The 15,521-nt window shown below is 56.1% G+C and carries 13 protein-coding genes; 6 read left to right on the top strand and 7 right to left on the bottom strand.

Annotated elements, in window-relative coordinates:
- Window positions 1-90: 90 nt before the first annotated feature.
- From tuf to JTM80_RS10260, 7 genes are all read right to left on the bottom strand, one after another.
- Window positions 91-1,320 (bottom strand): elongation factor Tu, encoded by a 1,230-nt coding sequence (gene tuf, locus JTM80_RS10290; RefSeq protein ID WP_172358194.1) that lies wholly within the window; start codon window positions 1,318-1,320, stop codon window positions 91-93.
- Between the two features lie 26 nt (window positions 1,321-1,346).
- Window positions 1,347-3,467: an elongation factor G gene (gene fusA, locus JTM80_RS10285; protein WP_172358195.1), complete on the bottom strand. Its 2,121-nt coding sequence runs from the start codon at window positions 3,465-3,467 to the stop codon at window positions 1,347-1,349.
- 185 nt (window positions 3,468-3,652) lie between these two features.
- Window positions 3,653-4,123 carry a 30S ribosomal protein S7 gene (gene rpsG, locus JTM80_RS10280; protein ID WP_172358196.1) on the bottom strand — a complete coding sequence of 157 codons (471 nt, stop codon included), beginning with the start codon at window positions 4,121-4,123 and terminating at the stop codon, window positions 3,653-3,655.
- 377 nt (window positions 4,124-4,500) lie between these two features.
- The gene (gene rpsL / locus JTM80_RS10275; protein ID WP_068507464.1) at window positions 4,501-4,887 is read right to left on the bottom strand and encodes a 30S ribosomal protein S12; all 387 of its coding nucleotides are present in this window, start codon (window positions 4,885-4,887) and stop codon (window positions 4,501-4,503) included.
- A gap of 117 nt (window positions 4,888-5,004) precedes the next feature.
- Window positions 5,005-5,337 (bottom strand): iron-sulfur cluster assembly accessory protein, encoded by a 333-nt coding sequence (locus JTM80_RS10270; RefSeq protein WP_172358197.1) that lies wholly within the window; start codon window positions 5,335-5,337, stop codon window positions 5,005-5,007.
- Between the two features lie 247 nt (window positions 5,338-5,584).
- Entirely contained in the window at window positions 5,585-5,944 is a 360-nt protein-coding gene (locus JTM80_RS10265) for a cupin domain-containing protein (RefSeq protein ID WP_225906850.1), read from the bottom strand.
- Window positions 5,945-6,471: 527 nt separating this feature from the next.
- The gene (locus JTM80_RS10260; RefSeq protein WP_205371126.1) at window positions 6,472-8,469 is read right to left on the bottom strand and encodes a phosphodiester glycosidase family protein; all 1,998 of its coding nucleotides are present in this window, start codon (window positions 8,467-8,469) and stop codon (window positions 6,472-6,474) included.
- Window positions 8,470-8,916: 447 nt separating this feature from the next.
- Here JTM80_RS10260 and JTM80_RS10255 point away from each other — a divergent pair, with 447 nt between their 5' ends.
- From JTM80_RS10255 to JTM80_RS10230, 6 genes are all read left to right on the top strand, one after another.
- On the top strand, window positions 8,917-9,117 hold the full coding sequence (locus JTM80_RS10255) for a hypothetical protein (protein ID WP_172353199.1): 201 nt from the start codon (window positions 8,917-8,919) through the stop codon (window positions 9,115-9,117).
- A 689-nt stretch (window positions 9,118-9,806) separates the two neighbouring features.
- Window positions 9,807-10,235 carry a hypothetical protein gene (locus JTM80_RS10250; RefSeq protein ID WP_172358199.1) on the top strand — a complete coding sequence of 143 codons (429 nt, stop codon included), beginning with the start codon at window positions 9,807-9,809 and terminating at the stop codon, window positions 10,233-10,235.
- A gap of 198 nt (window positions 10,236-10,433) precedes the next feature.
- Window positions 10,434-11,864, top strand: a complete 1,431-nt coding sequence (locus tag JTM80_RS10245; protein ID WP_225906819.1) for a hypothetical protein — start codon at window positions 10,434-10,436, stop codon at window positions 11,862-11,864.
- Between the two features lie 5 nt (window positions 11,865-11,869).
- Window positions 11,870-13,564 (top strand): tetratricopeptide repeat protein, encoded by a 1,695-nt coding sequence (locus JTM80_RS10240; RefSeq protein WP_205371125.1) that lies wholly within the window; start codon window positions 11,870-11,872, stop codon window positions 13,562-13,564.
- A 19-nt stretch (window positions 13,565-13,583) separates the two neighbouring features.
- The gene (rlmD, locus tag JTM80_RS10235; protein ID WP_172358200.1) at window positions 13,584-14,993 is read left to right on the top strand and encodes a 23S rRNA (uracil(1939)-C(5))-methyltransferase RlmD; all 1,410 of its coding nucleotides are present in this window, start codon (window positions 13,584-13,586) and stop codon (window positions 14,991-14,993) included.
- Window positions 14,994-15,160: 167 nt separating this feature from the next.
- Window positions 15,161-15,370: a hypothetical protein gene (locus JTM80_RS10230; protein ID WP_172358201.1), complete on the top strand. Its 210-nt coding sequence runs from the start codon at window positions 15,161-15,163 to the stop codon at window positions 15,368-15,370.
- Window positions 15,371-15,521: the final 151 nt, after the last annotated feature.

The following is a 15,521-nucleotide window of genomic DNA, read 5'->3' as shown; positions in this document are numbered from 1 at the left end:
TAACCGAAGGCTAGGAATCAAAAATTGACCCTCTAAAAGCACTACTCCGGCCTCACATCCAGAAAAAGCCGGAGTAGCGCTCAAAAGGAACTACTTGATGATCTTCGAGACCACGCCTGCACCGATGGTGCGGCCGCCTTCACGGATCGCAAAGCGCATTCCCTGCTCAATGGCGATCGCATTGATCAGTTCAACGTTCACCTTAATGCGGTCACCCGGCATCACCATCTCTGCATTGCTGCCATCATCAGCCGTAAATGCCTTGATGGTACCCGTCACGTCGGTGGTTCGTACATAGAACTGAGGCTTGTAGCCCGCAAAGAAGGGCGTTTTGCGGCCGCCTTCCTTCTCAGTCAGCACGTACACCTCACCCTCAAACTCAGTATGAGGCGTAATCGTACCCGGCTTGGCGATCACCATCCCACGCTCGATGTCTTCTTTTTTGAGACCTCGGAGCAACAAACCTGCGTTATCGCCGGCCAAACCCTCGTCCAAGCTCTTCTTGAACATCTCGATGCCCGTCACCGTGGTCTTCCGAGTGTCACGCAGGCCCACCAGCTCAACCTCCTCGTTGACCTTGATCTTGCCACGCTCAATCCGGCCAGTTGCCACAGTGCCACGGCCCGTGATGGTGAACACATCTTCCACCGCCATCAAGAAAGGTTTATCAATATCACGCTCAGGAGTCGGGATGTATTCGTCCACAGCATCCATGAGTTCGTAGATCTTGTCCACCCACTCGTTTTGACCCCGCTGAGTCTTCGGATCTTTGATCATGGCTTCCAGCGCCATCAGACCAGAACCCCGGATGATGGGCAGGTCGTCACCAGGAAACTCGTACTCGCTGAGCAGTTCACGCAGTTCCAGTTCGACCAGTTCCAGCAGTTCCTCGTCATCCAGTTGGTCAACCTTATTCAGGAACACCACAATGCTGGGAACACCCACCTGGCGAGCCAGCAGAATGTGTTCCTTGGTCTGGGGCATCGCACCATCAGTAGCAGCCACCACCAGGATAGCGCCGTCCATCTGCGCCGCACCCGTGATCATGTTCTTCACGTAGTCAGCGTGTCCAGGGCAGTCCACGTGAGCATAGTGACGGTTCTCAGTCTCATACTCCACATGAGCCGTATTGATCGTGATGCCCCGAGCCTTCTCCTCAGGGGCAGCATCAATCTCATCATACTTACGAGCCTGAGCTTGCCCAAGAGCAGCCAGCGTCATCGTGATCGCGGCAGTCAGAGTCGTTTTGCCGTGATCCACATGACCAATCGTACCAATGTTGACGTGAGGCTTGGTTCTTTCAAATTTTGCGCGTGCCATGAATTTACTTGTCCCTTTCTCCTGAGTTAAGCGTTCCCTTTGCTCTTGGCAATGATGGTTTCAGCCACATTGCGAGGCACCTCCTCATAGTGGCTAAACTCCATCGTGAATATGCCACGACCCTGGGTTTTCGACCGGATATCGGTCGCATAACCGAACATTTCCGCTAGCGGCACCTTAGAGGTAACCTTAGCAGTACCCTGTTCGGTGTCCTGGCCCTCAATCTGGCCTCGACGAGAGTTGAGGTCGCCAATGACGCTCCCAATGAAATCTTCGGGAACCTCAACCTCAACCTTCATCATAGGTTCCAACAGGACAGGCGCTGCCTTCAGCACAGCATTCTTGACCGCCATTGATCCAGCAATCTTGAATGCCATTTCTGAAGAGTCCACCTCGTGGTATGACCCATCCACCAGCGTGACCTTTAGGTCAATCACCGGATAACCTGCCAGAATCCCAGATTCGCAGGCTTCTTTCATGCCCTGCTCAGCGGGCCCAATGTATTCCTTAGGAACCGCACCGCCGACGATCTTGGACACAAACTCAAAGCCAGTACCCGGTTCACCCGGCTCCACTTCAATCACAACGTGGCCGTACTGACCCTTACCACCACTCTGGCGAACAAATTTGCCCTCTTCCCGAACTGCCTTGCGGATCGTCTCGCGGTAGGCAACCTGAGGCGCGCCAACGTTGGCTTCCACCTTGTATTCTCGCTTCATCCGATCCACCAGAATGTCGAGGTGAAGCTCACCCATGCCCGCAATCACAGTCTGGTTCGTTTCGGCATCAACGTGAACTCTGAAGGTGGGGTCTTCTTCTGCCAAAGCTTGCAGAGCCTTGGACAGCTTCTCCATGTCCTGCTTGGTTTTGGGTTCCACCGCGACAGAGATCACAGGCTCAGGAATAAACAGAGATTCCAGAATAATTGGATTTGCCTCGTCGCAGATTGTGTCACCTGTAAAGGTATCTTTCAGACCTAGAGCCGCACCCAAGTCGCCAGCCCGAAGTTCTTCCACTTCTTGGCGATCATCTGCCTTCAGAACGATTAGACGAGAAATCCGCTCCTTCTTGCCCTTAGTTGCGTTGTAGACGTAGCTGCCCTTAGTCAGCACGCCGGAGTAAACCCGGATGAAGGTCAGGCGGCCGTAGGGATCAGCCATAATCTTGAACGCTAGAGCAGCCAGAGGCTCTTCGTCATCGGCATTACGAGACGCAACGCTGCCGTCAGGCAAAGTGCCCTGAATAGGAGGAACTTCCAGGGGAGAAGGCAGATAGTCCACCACTGCATCCAGCAGCAGTTGAACACCCTTGTTCTTGAAAGCAGAACCACAGAACATAGGGACAATCTGACCCGAAATCGTGCCCTTGCGGAGGGCAGCCCGGATTTCGTCTTCGGTCAGTTCTTCGCCTTCGAGGTATTTTTCGGTCAGCGCGTCATCGGTTTCGGCGGCGGCTTCAACCAATTTGACCCGATATTCCTCAGCCAGTTCGCGAATTTCTTCGGGAATTTCCGTTTCCTGGATGTCTGTACCTAGATCGTTGGTGTAGATATAAGCACGCATCCGAACCAGATCGACAATCCCTTTCAGATTGTCTTCACTGCCGATGGGAAGCTGCGCCGGAACGGCATTTGCCCGGAGGCGATCGCGCACCTGGTTATAAACCTTGAAGAAATCCGCACCCGTGCGATCCATCTTGTTAACAAAGACGATCCGGGGAACTTTGTAGCGATCGGCCTGCCGCCAAACGGTCTCGGTCTGCGGCTGTACACCTCCCACCGAACACAGAACCGTAATCACACCATCCAGCACACGCATTGAGCGTTCCACCTCAATGGTGAAGTCTACGTGACCGGGAGTGTCGATGATGTTAATGCGATGCTCTGGCTCTCCAGCAAGCGGCTGGGTGGGATCTTTCGGGTCGCGGCGCGTCCAAGCAGTGCTGATAGCCGCTGCCGTGATGGTAATCCCGCGTTCTCGCTCCTGAGCCATCCAGTCGGTGACAGCGGTTCCTTCATGAACCTCGCCCATTTTGTGGACGACACCGGAGTAGAACAGGATACGCTCGGTGGTGGTAGTTTTGCCCGCATCAATGTGGGCTGCAATACCAATGTTTCTAACTCTTTCTAGCGGGATACTTCGTGCCACGGCTACCTCCTTAAGTGCTTGCCGCCAAATGTTCGCATAACTGCGTCTGTGATGCATCTGTTAAGATTCTATACTTTATCTTTCACACCCGGTTCACACCCCTTGAAAATCACAAGGTGCGATTTCACCTCAGAAGATAAAGTCCCTACCTACAGTGGAAAACCAGAGGAGTTCCAACAGATTGCTCAGTAGCGATAATGGGCAAATGCTTTGTTCGCTTCAGCCATTTTGTGCGTTTCTTCGCGCTTACGAATTGAACTGCCCGTCTCATTTGCAGCATCCATCAACTCGTTTGCCAACTTCCCAGCCATTGTTCGACCAGAACGAGAGCGAGAAAACTGAATCAGCCAGCGCAGGGCCAGAGCCGTACCGCGATCCGATCGCACTTCCATCGGAACCTGATAGGTCGCACCGCCCACCCGACGAGCCTTCACCTCAACCAGAGGAGTTGCATTTTTCACTGCCCGTTCGAAGGTTTCGAGCGGATCAGACCCAGTTCGCTCTTGAATCAAATCAAAAGCGTCATAGACAATGCCGTATGCCAGGGATCGCTTGCCTGAGCGCATGATTCGCCGAACGATCATGCTAACCAGGCGGCTATTGTACTTGGGGTCTGGGGGAACCGGACGCTTTTGAATGACGGTACGGCGAGACATAACTTTAGTAGCCCTTGTGTTTTGTAGACCTTTAAGAAGAGTGGACAGTAAAGATAGAACCGACTGAGAGAAACCTGGCAAAACCCGAAGAGAATCCTGATGAAAGCGCCAGGCAAACAGGCACTTGGGCAACCTACAACTTGAGCCTGTAAGCCCGTCAGGATACAAAGTGCTGGGAACCGGACTCGAAACTCCGAAAACCTAACACGCTCTAACGCAGCCGATGTAAAGAAGAATAGAGCTAAATCGTCAGACGCTATTCTAAATCAACAGATTCAAGCAGACTTAAGCTTCGAGAAGCCGCCGAGAGAAGACTTGGCGCATCGCCCAATTCAAAACTTAGATCCAACCTAAGCAGCACTACTTACTAAGCAGCACTACTTAGCAGCCGCGGGCTTAGGACGCTTCGCGCCGTATTTCGAGCGGCCCTGCTTCCGATCCTTCACACCTGCTGTGTCCAGGGTGCCGCGAATGATGTGATAGCGGACACCCGGAAGATCCTTAACCCGACCTCCTCGAATCATCACCACCGAGTGCTCTTGCAGGTTGTGGCCAATCCCAGGGATATAGGCAGTCACCTCAAAGCCAGAGGTCAGGCGAACCCGCGCCACTTTGCGGAGGGCGGAATTGGGCTTCTTAGGAGTTGTTGTGTAGACGCGAGTGCAAACCCCTCGGCGCTGGGGACAGCTCTTGAGCGCCGGGGACTTCGTTTTTGAACTTGCTTTCTGACGTTCGCTCCGAATGAGTTGTTGGATAGTAGGCATGGACTCTGGCGTATTTTGCCGATAGACGGGTCAAGTTTTCACAGTCTTCAATCTTACCGAGTTTTCCGAGGTTCTGTCAAATTTGGCTGAGAGAGCCAAGAGATTAGCTCATACGGACTACACATCTGCCACAACAAAGGAGTGTCCGCACTCACAGGTGGCGATCGCCCTTGGGTTCTGAAAGCGAAACGCTCCACCCATCAAGTCTTCTGAGTAGTCCAGCAAAACCCCTTCCACATAGGGAAGGCTCTGGGCATCGACGACAATTCGGATTTGCTCAGACTCGTAAATGCGATCGCCCGGCGAGGAGACTTCCGCCAAACCGATGGTATACATTGTTCCCATGCAGCCACCCGGCTGAACTCCTAGCCGAAACAGCGCCGTGGGAGCAGACTGAGTTCTTTGAAACCGCTCAATTTCTCTGGCGGCGGCTGGACTGAGTTGCACCATCGACTTGCTGCACCGTCAAGGCTTAGACAAAACAAAACCTAAGTTACCGGGCGCACTGATGCCATATAGGCAACACTGCGTTGTCTATACTAGCGCGAATTTGAGCAGATGGTTTCAAAACAAAAACCTGGGGCGATCGCACTGACCACTCCAGGCTTTTGACAACTCCAACTTGCTTCAACGTTTTGAGCAGGTTGGCAATGATTATTGGGTATCGTTGGATGCTATTAACTACTTAGCACAGCAACTATTGGGTACGGGCGTAGTCGTCCTGATAGCGAACAATGTCGTCTTCACCCAGGTATTCACCGTTTTGCACCTCGATCAGCACCAGCGGGATCACGCCAGGATTTTCCAATCGGTGGGCTGTGCAGGGCGGAACATAGGTGGACTGATTGCTAAATAACAGGGTTTCTTGTTCAGCACAGGTGACGCGGGCAGTGCCAGACACCACAATCCAATGCTCGCTGCGGTGATGGTGCATCTGAAGGCTGAGGCGATGTCCTGGTTTCACCTCAATGCGCTTAATCTTGTAGCCCCGACCTTCTTCCAGCACAGTAAACGATCCCCAGGGGCGCAGTTCTGTTGCTGCAACGCCCTTCGTCAGCGCGGACGCAGGTGAAGAGGGAAGGGTAGAAGGCGCTACTTCTTTTGCTTGAGTCACAGTCTTTTACTCCTTAAAAACGACATCGCTCGAAACTAAAGTTGCGTTCAAAGCTGCGTTGACAGAAATGGCGTGATAAAGGCTAGCCGCCTGAAGACTCTTCAGAACTTTGGATGTGCATCAGGACAATAGGCACGCCAGACCCGATCACCTAAAGAAATACTTGCAGAAGATATAAAAGTCCCGAAGCCTGGAAGCCCGAACCCCAAGCCAAGAGCGATCGCCCACCTGTGCAAAACCATACCAACATTCTCCAGGGGTTACCAGTGTCTATTCCACCAACCAGGCAGGATTTATCAACCCCTTGAACGACAGCGGTAAAACTTCGTCTAATCTTTAAACTAAGCGCATGTCACCGCAAAATGAATCCCAAGAAATGCTGATCTGTGCAGGGCTGTGCAGGCAAAACTGTGCAGGCAAACCATTAGACGGCGAGGCATTCTGGCTCTTTTCAACTTGCTCTTCTCAACTTATTGCGGGTTTTGCAGGAATATACCGATGGCATTGTGAACCCGACCTGCCGTGTTGGCCGGGCGGTTAATTAACTGCCCGCCGAGATAGAGAGAGCTAGAACTCCCACCATCCAGGTTGAGCGCGGCCACAGAGCCAAGCCTCTGCATCACCTGCGCCATCTCACTCAGAGACGGGCCAGGGCCACCCACTCGCGGATGGACTGCTGTCAAGATTAGAGTGCCCTCTGCCCGTCTGCCAATTGCACTCCGGATCGCAAGTTCCTGAATAAATGCGTCCGAAAACCCTTCTCCTCTAGCATCCAGAACAACTTGACCATTTTGAACCAGCAGCGGCCCAGCCCCCAGAATGTTGGGAAAGCGGTCAAATTCGGCGGGTAGCGTAGCCGACTCGTAGCGGACGCTGCTGCCAGGGACAAAGGCATTCACTAGGAGATCGTTGCCCCGCAATACCAGCAAATAGCCATCCGTCGGGATTGGAAACGTCGGTCTGGGCAGATCGGCAGGCGGTGAGGGATCACCCGTCTGGGGGGCGCTGGCAACCTGGCTGGCCACCACTTGACGAGCCACCACCTGATCGTTGCGGACGGTCACCACCGTCTCTCCATCGGTGATGGGCGTGTAGGTGCTGCCCCACTCGCGGGTATAGCGGCAGATACCCGCTCCCACTAGGCCGCTGTTGAGCGAGAGGATGGGAAAGCGATCGCCCACGGCTCCGGCCACAACCGGACTCACGGACTCTCGCAGCACCAGGCGGCTCATCAACCAGTCCCCCGCCCCAGACCAGCCCACCGCGCCCCGTCCCAAAATCGGGCCAGACACCCAGCGATTTTCGGTGCGAATCGCGCCCAATGGAAGCTGATTGTTTCGGTTAAAAAACCCTGCATTGATCGCCGCTGCCACCTGCCAGCGCTGGGCTGTGCGAATCAGGGGTGCAGTGCCCACGGCCGTCTCCGGATCAGTCCAGATGGGGCGCAGGGATATCCCCGGCTGGCGGAGATCTAGTTCTAGCAGGTAAACCGGAAACCGAGCCGCGCCCACCGCAACGTATTGCTGTCGCCAAGTGATGCCCGGTGCCCAGTGGATCGTGCGCTCCAGCATCGAGTCCGAACGCACGTCAATCACCAGCCGCGCCGGGTTGGGCAGCATAGAAATGCGGGGACGCAACCGCGCCGAGAGGTTGGCTCGAATCTGCGTGCGATCGCCCGCCGTGGAAATCGTCAGCCCCGTGATGACATTGCCCGGTTCGCGGTTGAGCGTTTCAGCAAGCTGCTGGGCCATCGCGGGATCGATCGCCCCGTCCAGCGTCACGGTAAAACTCGTCGCCTCCTCGGCCACACGCCAGGGAATCGGCCGGTTCAAATCTACCACCAGGCGATCGCCCCAGGCCTGCTTGCCTTGTCGCACATTACTAATCTGCCCTCGCGGGGTAACGATTTGCAACGATGGCCCGTTGACGGAGACATTCCAGCCGAGCGATCGCGCCAGATCGGTCACATTCACATAGCGATGCTGCGGGGTCAGCCAGCTTCCTAACACAAGCGGCTGTTGCAACGGCTCTGTAAACCACTGTACGGGCTGCTGCTGAGGCGCAGCATTGCTCAACAAATGAACACCAAGCGTCTGAGCCAGGTCTACATCCGCCACACCGACCCGCCGCTGCCAGACCGTCCACGCCCCCGGCAGAGTTTGACCGTTGATCACCAGTTGCCTGCCCTGGGTGACCAGTTCCCCCACGGGTGCTGCCTGCGCCAGGTTGGGAGTCCAGGCGGCCCCAATTGCCGCAGACTGCATCCTGGCTGGCTGCTTGGACTGGGCTGCGGTGTCGCTGGCCAGGGTGCCATAGATCCCGCCTGCCAACAGCGGCAACGCCAGCCAGCCCAACAACCTAGTCTGCCACAGGCGCGGCTGGCGTATCCCGTGCCGACGCAACGCAGCAGACCGACGAGAAGCAGGCAGTTTACGAGGCTGCTGACGCAGAAAGTCGAATTTCACCACGGCACCGTAACCCTATTGCTGGAAAGATTGCTGAAACGCTTGCTGAAACGCTTGCTGGGGCGATCGCTAAGCCCATTGCAAACGCAAGATCCCTGACGCGCCATCTGGGATCAGAGTTTCTGTCTGGTGGGCTGTTGCGATTTGGGGGCGATCGCTTGTGGACTCCAATCTACTCGTGGACTCCAATCTAGAGGATGACTGCGGGCAACGGCAGCCCCTCTCAATGTTTCGCAAATTTCGCAAATAGTTCGCAAATCTCGAAAATCCTATCTCGAACGTGCTGCAAATTTCGTTTCCCGACGTTCATTCCCAGATCGCTCACAAAGCCTCGATCACAAAGCCAGAACCGCTGCCTGAAGCCCGATCCTTGCCAAGATGCATAACTCCGTCTGGCGCAGCCGATAAATCTTTGTAGGCACAGGAAAGTCGCTTGCCGAGGATCACGCTATGAACACCCCTTGGAAACGCCTCCTTCAAAAAACCGCTGGCTGGCTGGTAGTCGAAGTGATGATGAACCTGACCGGGCTGGACACGCTGGCAGACTTTGGCGAGTTTCTGTTTGACCTGCGCCCGGTGGCGCTCCAGTCCCAACCCTCCGACCTGATCACCACTCTGCATCAGCCCTCTGTCCCGGCTTGGATGGGCTGAGCATGAGCCAGTTTAAGGACTAAAGAACATGGCACGCTGCTCATTTTGAAGCAATCTTGGAGCAATCATCGATCTCGCCGCGCTCCAACAATCGTGATTGAAATCACACCCCATTGCGACAGCAAACACAAGCACCGTCCTGGAATCTTGGTGAATTAGGCTGAATTCCAAAATAGGTCAAAACGCACCCCCAAAGGCCACTTCAGGTCTTTATTCAAATCAGGAGAAGCCCCCATGAATTCCTTTTCATCTAACTCCCAGCCCGAGTTTGAGTCTGCTGAGGCGATCGCCCAATCATCGATCATTTTCGGAAAATATCGCGGCAGTATGATCGCCTTTCAGGGACATTTATCGAAACCCCAGGAAGTCCCTAATTCAGCACTTTTGTTGCGCTATCGGGGCGTGTTTTACCTGAAGCCTCAATGAGCCGAGAATCAAAATCCGCCATTCCAAAATCCGCCATTCATTGACTCGTTGATTTCCTCATTCATTTGCCCATTTATTTGCCCATTAATTTGCAGAAATGAATCGAGATGCCTCCAGTCCTCTGCGGTTTACTCAATTTGGCTTTACCCGCTCTTAGTCATGCGTGAATAAGTTGAACTGTACGCCTCAAGCGTGATAGTTTCTGGAGGTCTAGATCTGGAGATTTAAACCCATCCAGAGACTCCGCTTGAGGCGATCGCACCATGCAGTTTGGCCCCGGTTTCACCGCTACATTTCTGTACTACTTCGCCAGCACTGCGCTTGTGTTTACGCTGGTCACAGCGCTATCACTGGACACGGCGATCGCAGGGGTTCCGCAGCAGGTCGGGCTAATGGGCGGCCTGCTGGGCGGGCTAATCGGGGCCTACTTCAACCGCTCGGTGTCCGTCGAGTTGCCCTTCAAAAGCAAAAAGACCTTCTGGAAGCAGCTAGACCCTATCCTCTCAGACTTGGGCTATCGGCTCCGCGAGGATGCGCCAGAAACCGAGGGTTCAGAAGAGATTCGGGTCTATGAGCGCGAGGGGCTGCAAAAAGCGCTGTCGGGGAAAATATACGTGCAGCTTGAAAAAGATACAGCAACGCTGGCAGGACGGGCCGTGCAGGTCAAAGCCATCCGCAAACGGCTGGACTGAGCCAAAACACTGTTTGTGCAGTTCGCCACTAGACACACCTAAACCCCACTGGATAAGCAATCTCGCAACGTCCAGCCCCAAGCCGCCGACCCCCAACGTGCCGATCCAGACGCATCGGAGCGTGACAACCAGAGTAGGATGACAACTGTAGCTGTCCCCCCCTAGCAGTTTTAGCGGTTCCCCAACGGTTTCCCAGCTATGACCCCCAGCCCCCGGCTTTTGCAACACACCCCAGCGCGATCGCTCTCGGAGGTCTATCGCACGCTCCAGCAAGCGCCGCTGGAAACCATTGAAGAACTCAAAGCTTTCTACCGCAAAGAGCTAAACGAAGTCCGGGGTGGCGACCGGATGCAGCGGATTCAGATGCGCTTGCGGCGGGCCTATGCCGACGGAATTCCCTTCAAAGCCTGCGTCATGGGGCATCGCGGCGTGGGCAAATCGACCGAGATTTCGCGGCTGCTGGCGCACGTCCGGGATCAGTTTCGCGCCATCCGGTTTAGCGCCATGACGGCCCTCGATCCGGGCAATTTTCGGGCGCTGGATGTGCTGCTGTTGATGATGGCCGAGGTAACAGAGCGAACGGCGCGTCCTGTAGACCAAGGCGGCGCAGGCAAGCGCCCATCAGACCAGCGGCTCCGGGAGATTTGGGACTGGTTTGCCACAGAAACCGAGATGCGATCGCAGGCCCAGGATGCCGCCATGCAACTGGAAGCGGGCGCAGGACTTCCGGCAGACTCGCTCTGGGGCAAGGTGTTGGGGCTATTTGCCAACCTCAAGAGCGAAATCAAGTTTGCCGCCACGCGCAAAGTCGAAGTGGTGGAATATCGCATCAGCCGCCTGATCAAGCTGATCGACATCGCCAACGCCCTGCTGGATGAGTGCAACCAGCACCTCCGATCGTCCAGCGGCCACGAGTGGCTGTTTGTAGGCGAAGACTTTGACCGGGCAGGCATCCCCACCGAGCGCACCGAGGAACTGTTCGTCACCTATGCCAACCTGTTCCAGGACTTGCGGACGCATCTGATTTTTACGCTGCCCATTGGGTTGTACTACTCCTCCGCTGCACCGCGACTGCCCTTCCCGATGGATTGCAGCTTTGTGATTCCCGATACGCCCGTCTACGACCCCCACCACAAGCTGAATCGCCCTGGCTCCCTGGCTGTGGGCAAAGTCTTGCAGGCGCGGATGGATTTGAACCTGTTTGAAAAAAACCAGTGGCTGCGAGTGGCGATCGCCTCTGGGGGCAACCTGCGCGATCTGTTCGCCCTGGTCAACTACGCCGCCGACACGGCCCAGTTGCGGGCCGCCGCTCAGATCAGCGCCACAGACCTAGATGCGGCAATCGTCAACCTCCGCAGCGACTATGAGCGGCGACTGGGACAAAGCCCCTATGATCGAGAAGTCGTGACCTACGACCACAAGGTGGATCGCATGAAGCGAATCTATGCAGGCGACCAAGAAGCCCAAATGACCGACCCGGTGATGTATTCCCTGCTGAACTCGCGGGCCGTGCAGGAGTTTAACGGCCAGCGCTGGTTTGGGCTACACCCAATGGTCGTGGATATTTTGGGTCGGCAGGGTCATCTAGAAGCCGATGGGCGGGGTCGTTTCCTCGGAGGCACGATTTAGCGACAATGGCAGACCCGGTTTCCCCATCAACAGGCAGCATTGCCGACATTAGCGCCCGACTGGTGCTGTGGGGCGGGCGCGAGATGCCGGGCATGGCGCGGGTGGAATATAGCTCGGAGTTTTCGCGGCAGGAAGTGATGAATCGGGTGCGGGCTGCGCTGGAGCCGCGAGGTATTCCGGTGTATGACCTAGAGCTACGGCCAAACCAATCGCCAGCGATCGCCGTAGCCGATCTGCTGGAGCGCCTTGGCCAGTTGCCGCCCGGAGTGGTCTCGATTACGGGCTTTGCCAGAGCCTTTAGTCCCCAAGTGCCGCTCGAAGAGGCGCTGCGACTGCTCAACTATCACCGCGATCGCTACGCCAGCCTTCCCCTGCGCCAGATCTGGTGGATGACTCCCAGCTTTTTTCAGACTGCTATCCACGCCATGCCGGATATGAATAGCTGGTTTAGCCCCCGACTGGCACTGACGGAGGTGGTGTGGAGCGATTCTATGGATGTCGCTGACGAAGAGGACGGCGCAACCACGCCAATTCAGGATGCCCGGTTCCAGGCGCTGCAACTGGTGCAGCAGTTTCGATCAGCGCGGGCGGATGGCATGAGCGACCTGGAATTACTCAAAACTTACCTGCTGCCCGCGCTGGAGGTGCTGGCCAGTGCCGATGCTCAGAAGGACTTGCGGCATTTGACGACCGAGTTTGAGGGACTTTTGGGGCAACTGCGGCAGGCCGATTCGCTAGATCTGGCCAGCAGCCTCGATCGCCTAGCCACGATTTACCAGAAGCAGGGGCGCTATGCCGAAGCAGAGCCGTTATTTCGGCGATCGCTCCAGTTGCGAGAACAACATCTGGGGCCGACGCATCCTGAGGTGTCCACCGCCCTCAACAACCTGGCGCTGCTCTACCAGGCGGAGGGGCGCTACTGCGAGGCGGACCCTTTGTTTCAGCGGGCGCTGGCCCTCGATGAGCAGGTCTATGGCCCGCGCCATCTAGAAGTGGCGACCGATCTGCACAACCTAGCAGGGCTGTATCAAGATCAGGGCCGCTACGACGAGGCCGAGGCGCTCTATCTGCGATCGCTCGCCATTGATGAACGGTTCTACGGGGTCGAGCATCCCGATGTGGCCACCGACCTCCACAGCTTGGCAGGGCTATACCAGGATCAGGGCCGCTACGACGAAGCCGAGATGCTCTATCTGCGATCGCTCAAGCTCCGCGAGCAACCGGGCATCGACCCCCTAGAACTCGCCCGCAGCCTGAACAATCTAGCAACGCTCTATCGCGTGCAGGGCCGCTATGAGGAGGCAGCGGATCTGTATCGGCGATCGCTCGAAATTCGCAGACAGCAGCTTGGAGACGATCATCCCGATGTGGCCACCAGTCTTAACAACCTGGCGCTGCTGTATAAGGTGCAGGGCCGCTATGATGAGGCAGAAAAACTCTATCGGCGATCGCTCGAAATCCGAATGCAGCAGCTTGGAGACGACCATCCCAAAGTTGCCTCCAGTCTCTACAATCTGGCCAACCTGTATCAGGATCAGGAGCAAACAGAGCAGGCAGAAACGCTCTATCGGCGATCGCTCGAAATTCTGGAGCAGCGGCTCGGCAAGACCCACCCCGAAACTGCCACCGTCCAGAGAAGTTTGGCAAGCCTGCACGCACCTGCCGAGAGTCTCCAGCATCAACCCTCTCCTTCAAACTAATCCGGTTTGACCCGCTCCCATGCCCGACCCCCTCGCTCAACCAGCCCAGCCCAATACCCCCTCTCGCTGGCGGCAGGGCGAGTTGGTGGAACTGACGATTACTGACCTGAGCAACAGCGGCGACGGCGTGGGGCGCGTAGACGGGCGGGTGGTGTTTGTGCCGGATACGGCCGTGGGCGATCGCCTCATGGCCCGACTGATCCGCGTCAAGCCACAGTTTGCCCAGGGCAAACTGCATGAGCTATTGGAACCATCGGGCGATCGCATCCGGCCCGCCTGCATTGTGGCCGATAAGTGCGGCGGCTGCCACTGGCAACACCTCAGCTATGCCGCCCAGCTTGTCGCCAAGCAAAACCTCGTCACCCAAGACCTAGAGCGCATCGGCGGCTTTGCCAATCCCCCAGTCTCCCCCATTCTGCCCCTTTCCCCCTCCCCCGCGCTTTCCCTCAACTACCGCAACAAAGCCACCTACCCCCTCGACCGGGGCGAGTCGGGCCAGGTTCGCGCTGGCTATTACCAGAAGGGCAGCCACCAGTTGGTGAATCTAAACCAGTGCCCGATTCAGGATGCGCGGCTGAATCCTTTGCTGGCGGAGGTGAAGCAGGATATTCAAACCCGCGGCTGGAGCATCTACGACGAGCGGCTGCATCGGGGCAAGCTGCGCCATCTGGGGCTGCGGATTGGGCGACACACCGGGGAAATGCTGCTGACGCTGGTGAGCACCGACGTGGGGCTGGTGGGGCTGGCGGAGCAGGCAGAGGTGTGGCTCCAGCGCTATCCCGACCTGGTAGGCGTGGCGCTGAACCTAAACCCAGCGCAGACGAACGTGATTTTTGGCCCAGAGACGCGCTGCATTGCAGGGCGCAGCTATTTGCGGGAAATCTTTGCAGGGCTGGAGTTTCAGATTCAACCGACGACGTTTTTTCAGGTGAACACGGAGCAGGCGGAGGCCTTGCTAGGGGCGATCGCCTCCGAACTCAACCTCCAGGGCGACGAAATCCTAGTAGATGCCTACTGCGGCATCGGCACGTTTACCCTGCCCCTGGCTAGACAGGTCAAGCGGGCGATCGGCATCGAGCTACATCCGGAGTCGATTCAGCAAGCTTGGACCAATGCCTATCAAAACAACATTGCTAACGCGATGTTCCAGGCGGGCACGGTCGAAGAACTGCTGCCCAAGCTGGACGAACAGCCAGATGTCGTGCTGCTCGATCCGCCGCGCAAGGGCTGCGATGCCTTGGTACTGGAAACGCTGCTCAGCCAACTGCCGCACCGCATTGCCTACGTGAGCTGCAACCCGGCAACCCTAGCCCGCGACCTGAAGAGACTCTGTGCCAACGGAACCTATCGCCTCACCCGCGCCCAGCCCGTCGATTTCTTTCCGCAAACGCCCCATGTCGAATGTGTTGCGTTTCTAGAGAAATTGTAATAATGTCTCAAAAACTGTATCTTTTGATACTATTTCAAGATTCCCTGACTACAATAAGCACATGGGCTGTTCTGACAGTTTTCTGAAAAGTTTTCTGAAAAGTTTTCTGAGAACCTAGACATCGCCTCAGCTTTGACGTTTTGCGACCCATCGCCAAGGAGGTCTTCATGGCAGATTTTGTGTGCCAGATTCCTGTTCCCCAAACGCAGCAAGAGCTTGACCAAGCCGTTCAGACCTATCTCAATGCCAATCTCAGCGGTTTAGATTTGTTCTGCCATTGGCAGGCCATTCGAGAAGCGGCGATCGCCCAGAGCGGTTCCCCCAGCCCAGCGGAGTCGGCCGAAGCCGGGGCGATCGCCGGAGAAGACAGCTATTAAGGATTGCTCAGAGAGATTTCTCAGCTCAATCTTTCTGCTCAATCTCTCAACTTAATCCTTCAACTCAATCTCTCAAAGTCGTTGTGCAGCCTGCTGTGCAGCGATTCTCTTTTGCAGCGCTGCTGCGAAAGCTTGCACATTGCTCAATAAG

Source organism: Thermoleptolyngbya sp. PKUAC-SCTB121 (assembly GCF_016919485.1).
In the GTDB taxonomy this organism is placed as follows: domain Bacteria; phylum Cyanobacteriota; class Cyanobacteriia; order Elainellales; family Elainellaceae; genus Thermoleptolyngbya; species Thermoleptolyngbya sichuanensis.
The sequence above is the reverse complement of the archived record's forward strand: the minus strand, read 5'-3'. Positions and strand labels throughout refer to the sequence as shown.

What these genes read in the sequence shown, in the direction of transcription:
- JTM80_RS10230 (WP_172358201.1), top strand. Translation starts at nt 15,161, where the DNA reads ATGGCAGATTTTGTGTGCCAGATTCCTGTTCCCCAAACGCAGCAAGAG.
- JTM80_RS10255 (WP_172353199.1), top strand. Translation starts at nt 8,917, where the DNA reads ATGAACACCCCTTGGAAACGCCTCCTTCAAAAAACCGCTGGCTGGCTG.
- rpsG (WP_172358196.1), bottom strand. Translation starts at nt 4,123, where the DNA reads ATGTCTCGCCGTACCGTCATTCAAAAGCGTCCGGTTCCCCCAGACCCC.
- JTM80_RS10270 (WP_172358197.1), bottom strand. Translation starts at nt 5,337, where the DNA reads ATGGTGCAACTCAGTCCAGCCGCCGCCAGAGAAATTGAGCGGTTTCAA.
- JTM80_RS10250 (WP_172358199.1), top strand. Translation starts at nt 9,807, where the DNA reads ATGCAGTTTGGCCCCGGTTTCACCGCTACATTTCTGTACTACTTCGCC.
- rpsL (WP_068507464.1), bottom strand. Translation starts at nt 4,887, where the DNA reads ATGCCTACTATCCAACAACTCATTCGGAGCGAACGTCAGAAAGCAAGT.
- tuf (WP_172358194.1), bottom strand. Translation starts at nt 1,320, where the DNA reads ATGGCACGCGCAAAATTTGAAAGAACCAAGCCTCACGTCAACATTGGT.
- rlmD (WP_172358200.1), top strand. Translation starts at nt 13,584, where the DNA reads ATGCCCGACCCCCTCGCTCAACCAGCCCAGCCCAATACCCCCTCTCGC.
- JTM80_RS10245 (WP_225906819.1), top strand. Translation starts at nt 10,434, where the DNA reads ATGACCCCCAGCCCCCGGCTTTTGCAACACACCCCAGCGCGATCGCTC.
- JTM80_RS10240 (WP_205371125.1), top strand. Translation starts at nt 11,870, where the DNA reads ATGGCAGACCCGGTTTCCCCATCAACAGGCAGCATTGCCGACATTAGC.